Source organism: Methylobacterium sp. (genome assembly GCF_019750675.1).
Taxonomy (GTDB): domain Bacteria; phylum Pseudomonadota; class Alphaproteobacteria; order Rhizobiales; family Beijerinckiaceae; genus Methylobacterium.
The window spans coordinates 1-13,049 of sequence record NZ_JAIEOF010000280.1 but is presented as its reverse complement, the minus strand read 5'-3'; the positions used below and the strand labels follow the sequence as shown (position 1 = coordinate 13,049).

The following is a 13,049-nucleotide window of genomic DNA, read 5'->3' as shown; positions in this document are numbered from 1 at the left end:
CTCAAGGGCGCGATCGGCATGTTGCAGAAGCAGCGAGCACCGAGCGGCCGCGGGCCGGGCAGCGGGCAGGAATACGGTTGCAGACCGCTCAGTCCGGATTGGACCGCATCGCAGTTCAGGCCGACCTCGCGGCGGGGCGCCGGCCGGGCGTAGCCGTCGTCCCGGTAATCCGGGCGCGGCGGGCGGCGATCGTCGTAGTAGCGGCGCGGCGGGGGCCGGTCGTAGCCGTCGTCGTAGTACTGCGCGCTCGCGCCCTGAGCACCGAAAAGGCTCGCCAGTAGCGTGAGGAAGAGACTGATTCGGTAGATGCACCGCATGGCGTTTCGCCCCTCTCGACAGCGCCGGCCTCGGAGGGGAAGCGCGGCTGCTCGGCGGCCAGGGTTAGGAGACCCGACCGTCCGGGGCAAGCGCGGGCGCACACAAGAGAACAGCCCGGCCCGCGCGAGGCGGAACGGGCTGCGAGGTGGGCGCCGCCGGGGCGGCGCCTCGGCTATGATCAGGAGTTGGTGGCGTTGCGCATGGCCTGCTCGGCATCGCTGCCGGCCTTGCGGGCGGCTTCGGTGCCCTGCTCCATCGCCTTGCGGGCGTGCTCGGCAGTCTCCTGCATGGCGCCCTTGGCCTTCTCGGCACTCTGCTGCATCGCGGTCTGCGCCAGACCGCCGAACTCCTTGGCCTGAGCCTGGATCGCGGCGAACTGGCTGCGAACGAACTCGGCCTGATGCTGCATGGCTTCCTGCAGGTCGCGCGAGCGGACCAGCTTCTGGGCCAGGTCGAAGGCGGCCGTCACGTTCTGCTCGGCGAACTCGAAGCCGCGCGCGGAGACGTCCTGGGCGTTGGTGCGGGCCATCTCGGCCGAGCCCTGCACGGTATCGGCCGTGCGGCGGGCGGCGCTAATGAACGAGTCGAACGCCTTGCGCGCCTGGTCGACGCTCTTCTCGGCGAAGTCGCGCATCTCGGCGGGCACTTCGTAGTTCGGGGTGCTGCTCATTGTCCTCTCCTTGTTCACACTTGTTGATGGCTTGTTGTGCGCTGCAACATAGCACAGCTCCAGCCCTATGCCACCCTGCTGGGGCGCATTAACGTTGACAACAGGTAAACGCGCTTCATCCCCCTCGGTGGCTTACCGGAGGGCCGCAACGCAGTAAAAAGGGCTTCACGTCTCGAGAATCGTCACGCGAAACGGGTGCGGATGTTGGACAAGATTGGGTCGGAGGCGGTGCTAGGGATCGACGCGGCGACGGTGCTGATCCGGCGTGCAGCCGGGGGTGATTCGGCTCTCGCATCCCGTATGGCTGATTCGGAGGCAGTGATTCTCGTGCTCGACGGGGCCGGCGAACGCATCCTGCATGCTTCTGAGGCAGCGACGGGCCTGTGCCAAGCGATCTCGGATGCGAACGGGGACATCCTATCGGCGTTGCGGGTTGGAGCGCAGATCGCACGTGCAAGGCCGCGTCCGGGTCATCCTCTGCTGCTGCGTCTTCACATCGATGCGCGTCGGATCGCGCCGCCGGCCCTCGTCACGATCCTGCGCACGCGAACCGAGGCGGGCATCGATGCCCTGATCCTGCTCGCCGCCACGCCCCTGCCCCGTCTGCGCACCCGCCCGGTGGCGGACCCTGTCGAGGTGCCGACCCGGCCGGTTCCCCTCGACGTTCCGCCCGACGCTGCGAACCTCATTCCGGCGGGGGCAAAGCGAGAGGAGGGTCCCGAAGCCGTGTTCCGACGCTTTACCTGGAAGAGCGACGCGGACGGCACGGTGTCGGATCTTTCATGGGTTCCGGGCGATCGCCTCCGCGAGCGGATGCTGGGTCGGACGTGGCGGGCTCTCGCGGACACCAGGACATTGCGGGACGCGGACGGGCTCCTCGCGGCTCTGGGCGAGGCCAGAACCTTCCGCGCAATTCCCGTGACCCTGGTCACGGGCGACGGAAGCGCCTTCGAACTGGAACTCTCCGGATCGCCGGCCGATCGGTCCGGGCGCGGCTTTCGCGGCTTCGGTCAGATTCGATCCGTGGCGCCGCCGGCGACGTCTCCGCCGGTCGCGGAGCCCGGAGCGGGCCATGATGCGGCCCCCGATGCGGCTCCGCCCATCGTGATTCAGGATCAATCCGCGCCGGCAGGGCTGGCCGAGCCGGCCGCGGCATTGCCCCCGGTAATCGAAACGAACGAAGAGGCTGAGGCATCCCCGCCCGATCCGAGCCTCTCGAGCCACGAGCACGCGGCGTTCCGGGAGATCGCGCGCGCGCTGGGAGCGCGGTTTGCCGGCGATGACGCGGGCGCGGCGCCGGCCGAGCGTGGCCTACCCTGCGCCGTGATGCCGTTTCCGGCATCGGCTTCCCGCAGTGTCGATGCGGTTAACCCGGACGCCGCCATGGTGGCGACCCTGGAGCGCATGCCGGCCGGGGTGCTGGTCTACCGCGACAACACCGTGCTGTTCGCCAACCGGCGCCTCCTCGATCTGACCGGCTATGCGGACACGGCGACGCTCGACGCGGCCGGGGGCATCGAGCGCCTGTTCGGTGGTCTGATGCCGCATGCCCGGGCCGAGAGCGACACCCCTGTCGTTCTCACGGCCCGCGATGGCGGCCGCCTCGGCGCTCTGATCGAGCACTCCGTCCTCGACTGGGCCGGGCAACCGGCCGAACTGCTCCTGGCCCGGGACTCCGAACCCAGCGACAGCGTCCGCGCCAACGCCGCCGACGCCCTGGCGCAGGATTTCGCCGGCCGCCGGGGCGCCGAGGCGATCGCGGTGCTGGACCGGATCGAGGACGGGATCGCCACCCTCGACGGGCAGGCCCGCATCCTCGCGTTGAACCGCAGCGCCGCCGTGATCTTCGGCTTGGAGGCGCGCGAAATCGTCGGTGCGAGCTTCCTAAGCCTGTTCGTACCCGAGAACGCGGTCGACCTGCTGGCGCGACTGCATGCGGAGCCCGGTGTCGAGCCGATGGACGCCGCCGTCACGGCGCGGGCCACCGGCATCGCGTTGCGGGTCAAGGTGCTTCCGATGGACGGGGATGGGCCGGTTCGTCTCTGCGCCGTGATCGCCCGCGCTGTCCCTGGAAACCGATCCGAGGTGGAGGATGCGAGTGCCGACGCGGATGACACCACCGTGCGCCGGCAGCCCTTGGATCTCCTCGCCCAGGTGGCCGAGGAGATTCGAACGCCGATCGATGCCATCCTGGCGAGGGCAGACCGTATGCTCGGTGAGCCGCACGGCCCCCTCGGATCCGAGCGCTACCGCGCGTCCCTGCGAGAGATCCATGCCTCCGGCACCCGTGTGCTCGACCGCGTGAACGGCCTCCTCGAACTCGCGCAGATCGAGGCCGGGCGCCTCGATCTGCGCGTGGCGCCGATCCCGCTGAACGAGGTCGTCGCGCTCTGCGTCGCGCAACTCCAGCCCCAGGCCGCCCGGGAGCGGATCGTCCTGCGCACCAGCTTCTCCGCCGACCTCGAGATCCTGATGGCCGACGAGCGCTCGGTGCGCCAGGCCATCCTCAACGTGATCGCCAACGCCATCGCTTACACACCGGCCGGCGGACAGGTCATCGTATCGACCGGCATGGCGGATCGCGGCGATATCGCGCTTCGCGTGCGCGATACCGGCGTCGGCATGACGGCCGAGGAGGTGGCTGGTGCGCTGCAGCCTTTCCGACAGATCGGGCAGGACGGTGTTCGCAGTGGAACCGGCCTCGGCCTACCGCTCACCAAGGCCCTCGTGGAAGCCAATCACGGGCGGTTCCGCATCGACAGCCGACGGGACGATGGCACCCTGGTGGAGATGCTTTTTCCCAGCGCCGCCGCAACCAAGCGGGCCTGAGCCCGGACCTCGCGGGCGCGGAAACCCACGCCCCGCCTTCGCGTTGGACCTCCAGCCATGGAGATTCCGATGCGTGCCTCAATCCTCATCTTCGCTCTCGCGCTGAACCTGCCCATCGCCGCCCAGGCGCAGGATGCCGGGCGCCTGCCGGCGGACGCCAATCTCGGCTCGGCCGGCCAATTTCGGAACATCACCTCCACCGGTGTGACGAAGCCGCCGGGCGGTGCGGGGGCTCCCAACGAGAATCGCGTTTCCGATTCGACCCGAAAGCAGCAGGCGATCGACCGGAAGATCGAGACCGGAATCTGCATTGGGTGCAATTAAAGCGCGCGTGAACAATTTTGCCTGTCTGTCCCGGAACTTTCCCGATCCGCGCTTGCGGCCAGTATGTCCTTGTGCCTAAGACGGTATTCGGAAGACCCGGCTGCGTGAACAGTCGCGATACGATCGGGCACCGACAGGGAAGAAGCGATGGACGAGAAGGTGGTCGAAGTCCGTTCGGCATGGAGCGAGGGCGCTCACGTCGACGACGCGAAGTATCTGGCCATGTATCAGGCATCCGTGAGCGACCCGGAGGCTTTCTGGGCCGAACACGGCAAGCGTATCGATTGGATGACCCCCTTCACGCGCGTGAAGTGCACCAGCTTCGAGCCCGGCAATATCGCGATCAAGTGGTTCGAGGACGGGCGCACCAACGTCGCGCATAACTGTATTGATCGCCATCTCGCGACGCGCGGCGACCAGGTCGCCATCATTTGGGAAGGCGACGACCCGAACGAATCCAAGCACATCACGTATCGCCAGCTTCACTCCGAAGTGGGCAAGATGGCCAACGTGCTGCGCAATCGCGGCGTCGCCAAGGGCGACCGGGTCACGATCTACCTGCCGATGATCCCGGAAGCCGCCTACGCGATGCTCGCCTGCGCGCGCCTCGGCGCGATCCACTCGATCGTGTTCGGTGGTTTTTCGCCGGACTCCCTGGCCGGACGCATCGAGGGCTGTGCCTCGAAGATGGTGATCACCGCCGATGAGGGTCTGCGCGGCGGCCGCAAGGTGCCGCTGAAGGCCAATGTCGACGCCGCCATCGCACGCCTGCCGAAGGACAGCGTGGACCACGTCGTCGTGGTGCGCCGGACCGGTTCGTCGATCGCCATGGAGCCGGGTCGCGACGTCTATTACGACGAGGCCGCCGCACAGGTGACGGACGATTGCCCGGCCGAGCCCGTCGAGGCCGAGCACCCCCTCTTCATCCTCTACACCTCCGGCTCGACCGGCCAGCCGAAGGGCGTCGTCCACACCACCGGCGGCTATCTCGTCTACGCATCGATGACGCACCAGTACGTCTTCGATTACCGCGAGGGTGAGGTCTACTGGTGCACGGCCGATGTCGGCTGGGTCACGGGCCACTCCTACATCGTCTACGGCCCCCTCGCGAACGGCGCGACGACGCTGATGTTCGAGGGAATTCCGACCTACCCCTCGAACTCGCGTTTCTGGGACGTGGTCGACAAACACAAGGTCAACATCTTCTACACCGCGCCCACCGCGATTCGCTCGCTCATGGGCGGCGGCGAAGGCCCCGTGAAGAAGACCTCCCGTGCCTCGCTGCGCGTCCTCGGCTCGGTCGGCGAGCCGATCAACCCGGAAGCCTGGGACTGGTACTACAAGGTGGTCGGCGAATCCCGCTGCCCCATCGTCGACACCTGGTGGCAGACCGAGACCGGCGGTATCCTCATCACGCCGCTTCCCGGCGCCACGAAGCTCAAGCCCGGTTCGGCCACGCGACCGTTCTTCGGTGTCCAGCCCATCGTGGTCGATGCCGAGGGCAAGACCCTGGAAGGACCTTGCGAGGGCAACCTCTGCATCAAGGATTCCTGGCCCGGACAGATGCGCACGGTCTACGGCGACCACGAGCGCTTCGAGCAGACCTACTTCTCCACCTACCCGGGCAACTACTTCACCGGCGACGGCTGCCGCCGGGACTCGGATGGCTATTACTGGATCACCGGCCGCGTCGACGACGTCATCAACGTATCGGGTCACCGGATGGGCACGGCGGAGGTCGAGTCCTCCCTCGTCGCGCACCCGAAGGTGTCCGAGGCGGCCGTGGTCGGCTACCCGCACAACGTCAAGGGCCAGGGTATCTACGCCTACGTCACCCTGATGGAGGGCGAGGAGGGCTCGGACGAATTGCGCAAGGAACTCGTGACCTGGGTCCGCAAGGATATCGGTCCGATCGCCTCGCCGGACCTGATCCAGTTCGCCCCGGGCCTGCCCAAGACCCGTTCGGGCAAGATCATGCGCCGAATCCTGCGCAAGATCGCCGAGGACGAGTTCTCGTCCCTGGGCGACACCTCGACGCTCGCCGAACCGGCGGTGGTCGATGACCTCATCGAGAATCGGCAGAACCGGACGCACTGAACGACGTCGGGTTTCTCGAACGCGCGGCCTCCCTCGGGCAGGCCGCGCGTCATCATGCCAGCATCCAAGCTTCATCGTAACGGGACGCCGGTCCGCCAACAGGCGGTCCCCGGGAGGGTCATGTCATGTCTGATATCGAGACTGCGCGGGTCGCGCAGAACCCGCGCTTCAAGGAGCTCGTTCACGAGCGCACGCGGTTCGGCTGGACGCTCACCATCATCATGCTGGTGATTTATTTCGGCTTCATCGGCCTCATCGCCTTCGACAAGGCGTTGCTCGCCGTGAAGATCGGCGGCGGCACCGCGTCCCTCGGCCTCGTCCTCGGCGTCGCCGTGATCGTGCTCGCCTTCATCCTCACGGGCATCTACGTCCAGCGCGCCAACGGCCGCTTCGACGAGCTGACCGCCGCTCTCAAGCGGGACGTCGGCCGATGAACCAGCTCAAGCACCCCCTCGTCCTCGGCGGCGCGCTCGCCGTCGTCGCGGTCACCGCGGCCTTCGCCGCCGGTCCCGATCTCGGCGCCGTCAAGCAGTCGGCGACGAACTGGCCGGCCATCGGCATGTTCGCGTTCTTCGTGCTGTTCACCCTCGGCATCACCTACAAGGCCGCCAAGGGCACCAAGTCGGCCGCCGACTTCTACGCCGCCGGCGGCGGCATCTCGGCCGGCACCAACTCGCTCGCCATCGCGGGCGACTACATGTCCGCCGCCTCGTTCCTGGGCATCTCGGGCCTGGTCTACACCTCGGGCTTCGACGGGCTGATCTACTCCACCGGCTTCCTCGTCGGCTGGCCGATCGTGCTGTTCCTCATCGCAGAGCGCCTGCGCAACCTCGGCAAGTTCACCTTCGCGGACGTCGCGTCCTTCCGCCTCGACCAGACCTCGATCCGCATCATCTCGGCCACCGGCACCCTCGTGGTGGTGGCGTTCTACCTGATCGCCCAGATGGTCGGCGCGGGGAAGCTGATCCAGCTCCTGTTCGGCCTGCCCTACCTCTATGCCGTCATCATCGTCGGCGTGCTGATGATCGTCTACGTGGCCTTCGGCGGCATGAAGGCGACCACCTGGGTGCAGGTGATCAAGGCCTGCCTGCTGCTGGGCGGCGCCACCTTCATGGCCGGCGCGGTCCTCTACAAGTACGGTTTCAACCCCGAGGCCCTGTTCGCCGCCGCCGTCGCCACCCACCCCAAGGGCGACGCGATCATGGCGCCGGGCGGCCTCGTTTCGAACCCGATCGAGGCGATCTCGCTCGGCGTCGGCCTGATGTTCGGAACCGCCGGCCTGCCGCACATCCTGATGCGGTTCTTCACGGTGTCGGATGCGCAGGCCGCCCGCAAGTCGGTGTTCTACGCCACCGGCCTGATCGGCTACTTCTATATTCTCACTTTCATCATCGGCTTCGGCGGAATCAGTCTCCTGATGTCCGACCCGGCCTACTTCTCCCTCGACGCGGCCGGCGCCTTCGACAAGCTGAAGGGCATGATCGGCGGCACCAACATGGTGGCGGTGAACCTCGCCAACGCCGTGGGCGGCCCGTACTTCCTCGGCTTCATCTCGGCGGTCGCCTTCGCGACCATCCTGGCGGTGGTCGCCGGCCTGACGCTCGCCGGCGCCTCCGCGGTCAGCCACGACCTCTACGCCCAGGTGATCGCCCGCGGGCGCGTCAACGAGGGCGCCGAGGTTCGGCTCTCCAAGATCGCCGCCGTCGTCATCGGCATCGTGGCGATCTATCTCGGCTACGTCTTCGAGAACCAGAACGTCGCCTTCATGGTCGGCCTCGCCTTCTCGGTGGCGGCGAGCTGCAACTTCCCGGTTCTGACGATGTCGATCCTCTGGCGGGGCACCACGACCTGGGGCGCCCTCATCGGCGGCCTCGTCGGCCTCATCGCGGCGGTCGGCATGGTGGTGCTGTCGAAGGCGGTCTGGGTGACGACCTTCGGTAATCCCGTGGCGATCTTCCCCTACGACAACCCGGCCCTGTTCTCGATGCCGCTGGCCTTCCTGACGATCTTCGTCGTCTCGAAGCTCGACAACACCCGGCGCGCGCGCGCCGAGCGGGCTCTGTTCGACGCGCAGTTCGTCCGCTCGGAGACCGGCATCGGCGCCGACGGGGCGCACGCTCACTGAAACGAAGACGCGAGCTTCACTGGGACGAGAGGGGCGCGGCGCGAGCTGCGCCCCTCTTCGTTTTCGCCAGGGTCTTAATCCCTGAGCGCGCGAAAAATATACTTGGTCAACGGCTCAAAAATATCTGAATTCGGTAGTGCGGCCACGCTTTTCTCTATTGGGCAAGCAGATGCCGTCGCTTAGCATCCCGGCACGCGCGCCCTACACAGGTCGACGGATGAGAATTCGCGCCGTCCAGTCGACCCGTTCTTGCGCGCTGGTTCAACACGCCACGGGTGACTGAACGCTCGGGCTGAAAAATTTCTGGAGAAACGTCTCATGGTTGCGTCGAGCGCAATGCCCGTCAGCGATTCGGCCACACGGCCGATGAGCGCCGGCGAGAAGAAGGTCATTCTCGCCTCGTCCCTCGGTACCGTCTTCGAATGGTATGACTTTTACCTTTACGGGTCGCTCGCGGCGATCATCGGCGCGCAGTTCTTCTCGGCCTATCCGGAAGCCACGCGCAACGTCTTCGCGCTGCTCGCCTTCGCCGCCGGCTTCCTCGTCCGCCCCTTCGGCGCCCTCGTGTTCGGCCGCCTCGGCGACCTCGTCGGACGCAAGTACACCTTCCTCGTCACCATCCTGATCATGGGCATCTCGACCTTCGTCGTCGGCCTGCTGCCCTCCTACGCGACCATGAACGAGTACGGTGTCGGTTGGGTCGCCCCCGTGGCGCTGCTGGCTCTGCGCATGCTCCAGGGTCTGGCGCTCGGCGGTGAGTACGGCGGCGCGGCGGTCTACGTGGCCGAGCACGCGCCCCGCGGCCGGCGCGGCTTCTACACCGCCTTCATCCAGACCACCGCGACCCTGGGCCTGCTGCTGTCGCTGATGGTGATCCTGTTCACGCAGATCTACGTGAACGCGAACTACGCCCCCGTCGCCACGACGCTCGCCGACGGCACCGCCGGCACCATCACCCCGTTCGCCGCCTGGGGCTGGCGCATTCCGTTCCTGGTCTCGATCGTGCTCCTCGGCGTCTCGGTCTGGATCCGCCTGCAGATGCAGGAGAGCCCGGCCTTCAAGAAGATGAAGGAAGAGGGTACCGGCTCGAAGGCCCCGCTCTCCGAGGCGTTCGGCCAGTGGCGCAACGCCAAGTGGGCCCTCCTCGCTCTGCTCGGCCTCACCGCCGGCCAGGCCGTGGTCTGGTACACCGGCCAGTTCTACGCACTGTTCTTCCTGCAGACGATCCTGAAGGTCGACCAGTTCACCGCCAACGTGCTCATCGCCTGGTCGCTCATCCTCGGGACCGGCGGGTTCCTGTTCTTCGGCGCGCTCTCCGACAAGATCGGCCGCAAGCCGATCATCCTCGGCGGTTGCGTGATCGCGGCGCTGACGTTCTTCCCGTTGTTCAAGGCGCTGACGGCGGCGGCCAACCCGGCCCTGCATGCCGCCCAGCAGAACACGCAGGTGGTGGTCAAGGCCGACCCGGCGGATTGCTCGTTCCAGTTCAATCCGGTCGGTACCGCCAAGTTCACCAATTCGTGCGACATCGCCAAGGCGCTGCTCGCCCGGTCCGCCGTGAACTACACCACCGAGCCGGCGGCCCCGGGCACCAAGGCCACCGTGACGGTCGCCGGCAAGGAGTTCGCCGCCTCCGATCCGACCTTCGCCAAGGATGTGGGTGCCGCACTCACCGCCGCAGGCTACCCGGGCGCCAACAACCCGAGCATCGTGAAGATCGTCATCGACCCGAAGGACGGCCTTTCGAACTTCGCCAAGATGATCGACATCTTCTCGGCGCAGAAGCTGACCATCATCGGTATCCTGACCATCCTCGTTCTGTACGTGACGATGGTCTACGGCCCGATCGCGGCGGCTCTCGTCGAACTGTTCCCGACGCGTATCCGCTACACCTCGATGTCGCTGCCCTACCACATCGGCAACGGCTGGTTCGGCGGCCTCCTGCCGGCCACCGCCTTCGCCATGGTGGCCCAGACCGGCGATATCTACTTCGGCCTCTGGTACCCCATCGTCATCGCGGTCGCGACCGCCATCATCGGGGCTCTGTTCATCCCCGAGACCAAGGATCGCGATATCTTCACCTACGACGAGGCGCCGGCCCGCTGAACGCAGAGGGTACGCTGCCGGAGGGCCCCGCCGCGAGGCGGGGCCCTTCTTCGTTTCACTGGGCGCCGTTGTTCGGGGGCTGGGTCTGGAAGTCCTCCAGGAGCAGCGCGTGGTCGGCGATGCTCTGGCGCGCATAAGCCATCGCGAAGTCGGCGATCGCCTTGTCGAAGGCCGAGCCCTTGCCGAGGTAGCCGGCGATCATCGTCGCGTCGCCGGAGCGGGCGTGCGCCCGGGCGAGCGTGGTACCGCAGAGGCGGGCATAGGCCTTGGCCCCGCTCTCCGCGAGGATCTCGGCCACGGCCGAGAGCTTCCGGTTCTTGAGCTGGCGCACGTAGTAGGAGCGCCCGCTCTTATCCGAGAACGAGGTCCCAAGGAACGGGTCGCTCGCCGCCTGCATGACCCGCTGGCCGTCGATCACCCGCTGGCCTTCCGAAATCACGGAGAACGGGCGCAGGGCGTGCTGGCCGATCACGGACGGCCGCGCCTCCTTGATCTGCAGGAACAGCGGCGCGCCGTCGGCGTCCGCGTAGACCGCGACGGCGCAGACGAGTCCGACCGAGCCGATGCCGACCACCTTGAAGGCGACGTCGCGCTGCGCGTAGCGCGACACCAGGGTCCAGCGATCTGCACTGAGGCTGTGCGGATAGGCGAGGAGCGCGGCGGCCGCATCCTCCACGGCCTGCGTGAGGCCGTCCTCCCCCTCGTGGAAGATCACCCGATCCTTGTCGGCGATGCGCCAGGCGGCGGGCGCGGCCTCGTCGGGGGCGGTCGAGAGCTTCGGGGCATCGCCCCGGCTCAGGCCGTCCGCGTTCTCCGTCTCGGCTTCCGCGAGAAGCCGGCGGCAGAGATCGCCGTCACCGAGGCGGCCCACCTCGTGCTCGAGGTCGATGCGGCTGTGCCAGACCGCCAGCGGCGACAGGTTGGAGAGGTCGCGCATGTGCTCGCGATAGGCGCGGGCGAGGGCCTTGGCGGCACGGCGCGCCTTCTCCTCGCCGTGTGGAAGGGACGCCAGGGCGACGCTGGCGGCCAAGCGCTTCACGTCGAGGGTGAAGTCCACGTTCCACAGGGTCTCGTCGAAGTCGTTGATGTCGAAGAGGGTCTGTCCCTCGGGGCTGCGGTAGACGCCGAAATTGCCGATGTGGCAGTCGCCGCAGGCCTGGACCGGGATGCCCGGGACCGGAACGCCCTCGAGGTCGGCCGCCATGACGGCCGCTGCCCCGCGCAGGAAGGCGAAGGGCGTCTCGCGCATCCGCTCATAGCGGAGCGGGATCAGCGGCGGGAGCCGGCCCTGATCGCCCGCGCGCAGGATCGCGAGGGGATCGCGGGCCGGGTCCGGCCGCCACTGGCCGTGCGATTCGCGCGAGACCCGCTCGCGCAGGCGCTTGCCGGCCGCGCGTCGCTCTTCGCGGCTGGTCGGAGTGTTCGTGTCGGTCATGGAAAGGCAGCCTTGTCGATGCGGCGAGCGCTCGCGCGCGTCCGCGTTCCGGCGGGGAATCAGTGCCGGAAATGGCGGTGTCCGGTGAACACCATGGCGAGGCCGGCCGCGTCGGCGGCCTCGATCACGTCGGCGTCGCGCATGGAGCCGCCGGGCTGGATCACCGCCGTGGCGCCGGCCTCCGCCGCTGCGATCAGTCCGTCGGCGAAGGGGAAGAACGCGTCCGAGGCGACCACCGAGCCTTTCGCGAGGCTCTCGGCGACGCCGAGGCGACGCGCGCCCTCCGCTGCCTTCCAGGCGGCGATGCGGGAGGAATCCACCCGCGACATCTGGCCGGCGCCGATGCCCACCGTGGCCCCGTCGCGGGCATACACGATGGCGTTCGACTTGACGTGCTTGGCCACCCGGTAGGCGAAGCGCAGGTCGGCGTATTCCTGCGGGCTCGGCGCGCGCCGCGTCACCACGCGCAGCGGCATGTCGTCGACCACCGCGGCGTCGCGCGCCTGCACCAGCAGCCCTCCCGAAAGGGTCTTCACGGTCTCGCCGGCCCCGCGCGGGTCGGGCAGGCCATCGGCCAACAGGAGGCGCAGATTCTTCTTGGCGGCCACGATCGCGATGGCCTCCTCGGTGGCGTCGGGCGCGATGATGACCTCCGTGAAGATCTCCACGATCCGGCGTGCGGCCTCCGCGTCGAGGGTTCGGTTCAGGGCCACGATGCCGCCGAAGGCGGAGGTCGGATCGCAACTCAGGGCGCGCTCGTAGGCCTCGACGAGGCTCGTCCCCTCGGCGACGCCGCACGGGTTGGCATGCTTGATGATCGCCACGGCGGCCGAGCGGACCGGGTCGAATTCGGCCACGCACTCGTAGGCGGCGTCGGTGTCGTTGAGGTTGTTGTAGGAGAGCTCCTTGCCCTGGAGCTGGCGGGCGGTGGCGACGCCGGGCCGGGTCGGGCCGGGCGACCGGTAAAAGGCCGCGCCCTGGTGCGGGTTCTCTCCGTAGCGGAGCGACTGGGCGAGGCTGCCGCCGAAGGTCCGGAAGGCCGGCGCCGGGTCCGGCTCGATCTGGCCCGCGAGCCAATTCGCGATGGCGGCGTCGTAGGCGGCGGTTCGCGCATAGGCCTTCTGGGCGAGGCGGCGCCGGGTGCG

At 68.0% G+C, this 13,049-nt stretch carries 10 protein-coding genes; 6 read left to right on the top strand and 4 right to left on the bottom strand.

Features of this window, described 5'->3' with window-relative positions:
* Both K2X24_RS14525 and K2X24_RS14520 read right to left on the bottom strand, forming a co-directional pair.
* On the bottom strand, nucleotides 1-317 hold a 317-nt coding region (locus K2X24_RS14525), incomplete at its 3' end, for a hypothetical protein (RefSeq protein ID WP_292499093.1).
* Nucleotides 318-496: 179 nt separating this feature from the next.
* The gene (locus tag K2X24_RS14520) at nucleotides 497-988 is read right to left on the bottom strand and encodes a phasin (protein WP_243912091.1); all 492 of its coding nucleotides are present in this window, start codon (nucleotides 986-988) and stop codon (nucleotides 497-499) included.
* 318 nt (nucleotides 989-1,306) lie between these two features.
* On the opposite strand from K2X24_RS14520, the gene K2X24_RS14515 reads away from it, so the two are divergent.
* From K2X24_RS14515 to K2X24_RS14490, 6 genes are all read left to right on the top strand, one after another.
* Entirely contained in the window at nucleotides 1,307-3,817 is a 2,511-nt protein-coding gene (locus K2X24_RS14515; RefSeq protein WP_292499092.1) for an ATP-binding protein, read from the top strand.
* Between the two features lie 69 nt (nucleotides 3,818-3,886).
* Entirely contained in the window at nucleotides 3,887-4,141 is a 255-nt protein-coding gene (locus K2X24_RS14510; RefSeq protein WP_292499091.1) for a hypothetical protein, read from the top strand.
* Between the two features lie 147 nt (nucleotides 4,142-4,288).
* Nucleotides 4,289-6,238, top strand: coding sequence for an acetate--CoA ligase (gene acs / locus K2X24_RS14505; protein ID WP_292499090.1), 1,950 nt, complete (start codon nucleotides 4,289-4,291; stop codon nucleotides 6,236-6,238).
* Nucleotides 6,239-6,363: 125 nt separating this feature from the next.
* A complete protein-coding gene (locus K2X24_RS14500) occupies nucleotides 6,364-6,672 on the top strand; it encodes a DUF485 domain-containing protein (RefSeq protein WP_292499089.1) in 309 nt (102 codons plus the stop codon).
* Nucleotides 6,669-8,363 (top strand): cation acetate symporter, encoded by a 1,695-nt coding sequence (locus K2X24_RS14495; protein WP_292499088.1) that lies wholly within the window; start codon nucleotides 6,669-6,671, stop codon nucleotides 8,361-8,363. Before K2X24_RS14500 ends, K2X24_RS14495 begins: the two co-directional genes overlap by 4 nt.
* A 318-nt stretch (nucleotides 8,364-8,681) precedes the next feature.
* The gene (locus K2X24_RS14490) at nucleotides 8,682-10,469 is read left to right on the top strand and encodes an MFS transporter (protein WP_292499087.1); all 1,788 of its coding nucleotides are present in this window, start codon (nucleotides 8,682-8,684) and stop codon (nucleotides 10,467-10,469) included.
* A 55-nt stretch (nucleotides 10,470-10,524) separates the two neighbouring features.
* On the opposite strand, the gene K2X24_RS14485 is transcribed toward K2X24_RS14490, so the two are convergent.
* Nucleotides 10,525-11,904 carry a DUF2252 domain-containing protein gene (locus K2X24_RS14485; protein ID WP_292499086.1) on the bottom strand — a complete coding sequence of 460 codons (1,380 nt, stop codon included), beginning with the start codon at nucleotides 11,902-11,904 and terminating at the stop codon, nucleotides 10,525-10,527.
* 59 nt (nucleotides 11,905-11,963) lie between these two features.
* Nucleotides 11,964-13,049 (bottom strand): bifunctional phosphoribosylaminoimidazolecarboxamide formyltransferase/IMP cyclohydrolase (gene purH, locus K2X24_RS14480; RefSeq protein ID WP_292499085.1); only part of this gene is annotated, 1,086 nt, incomplete at its 5' end.

Bases quoted from the DNA above. Each gene is read 5' to 3' on its own strand.
- K2X24_RS14495 (WP_292499088.1), top strand. From the start codon at position 6,669: ATGAACCAGCTCAAGCACCCCCTCGTCCTCGGCGGCGCGCTCGCCGTC.
- K2X24_RS14520 (WP_243912091.1), bottom strand. From the start codon at position 988: ATGAGCAGCACCCCGAACTACGAAGTGCCCGCCGAGATGCGCGACTTC.
- K2X24_RS14500 (WP_292499089.1), top strand. From the start codon at position 6,364: ATGTCTGATATCGAGACTGCGCGGGTCGCGCAGAACCCGCGCTTCAAG.
- K2X24_RS14485 (WP_292499086.1), bottom strand. From the start codon at position 11,904: ATGACCGACACGAACACTCCGACCAGCCGCGAAGAGCGACGCGCGGCC.
- K2X24_RS14490 (WP_292499087.1), top strand. From the start codon at position 8,682: ATGGTTGCGTCGAGCGCAATGCCCGTCAGCGATTCGGCCACACGGCCG.
- acs (WP_292499090.1), top strand. From the start codon at position 4,289: ATGGACGAGAAGGTGGTCGAAGTCCGTTCGGCATGGAGCGAGGGCGCT.
- K2X24_RS14510 (WP_292499091.1), top strand. From the start codon at position 3,887: ATGCGTGCCTCAATCCTCATCTTCGCTCTCGCGCTGAACCTGCCCATC.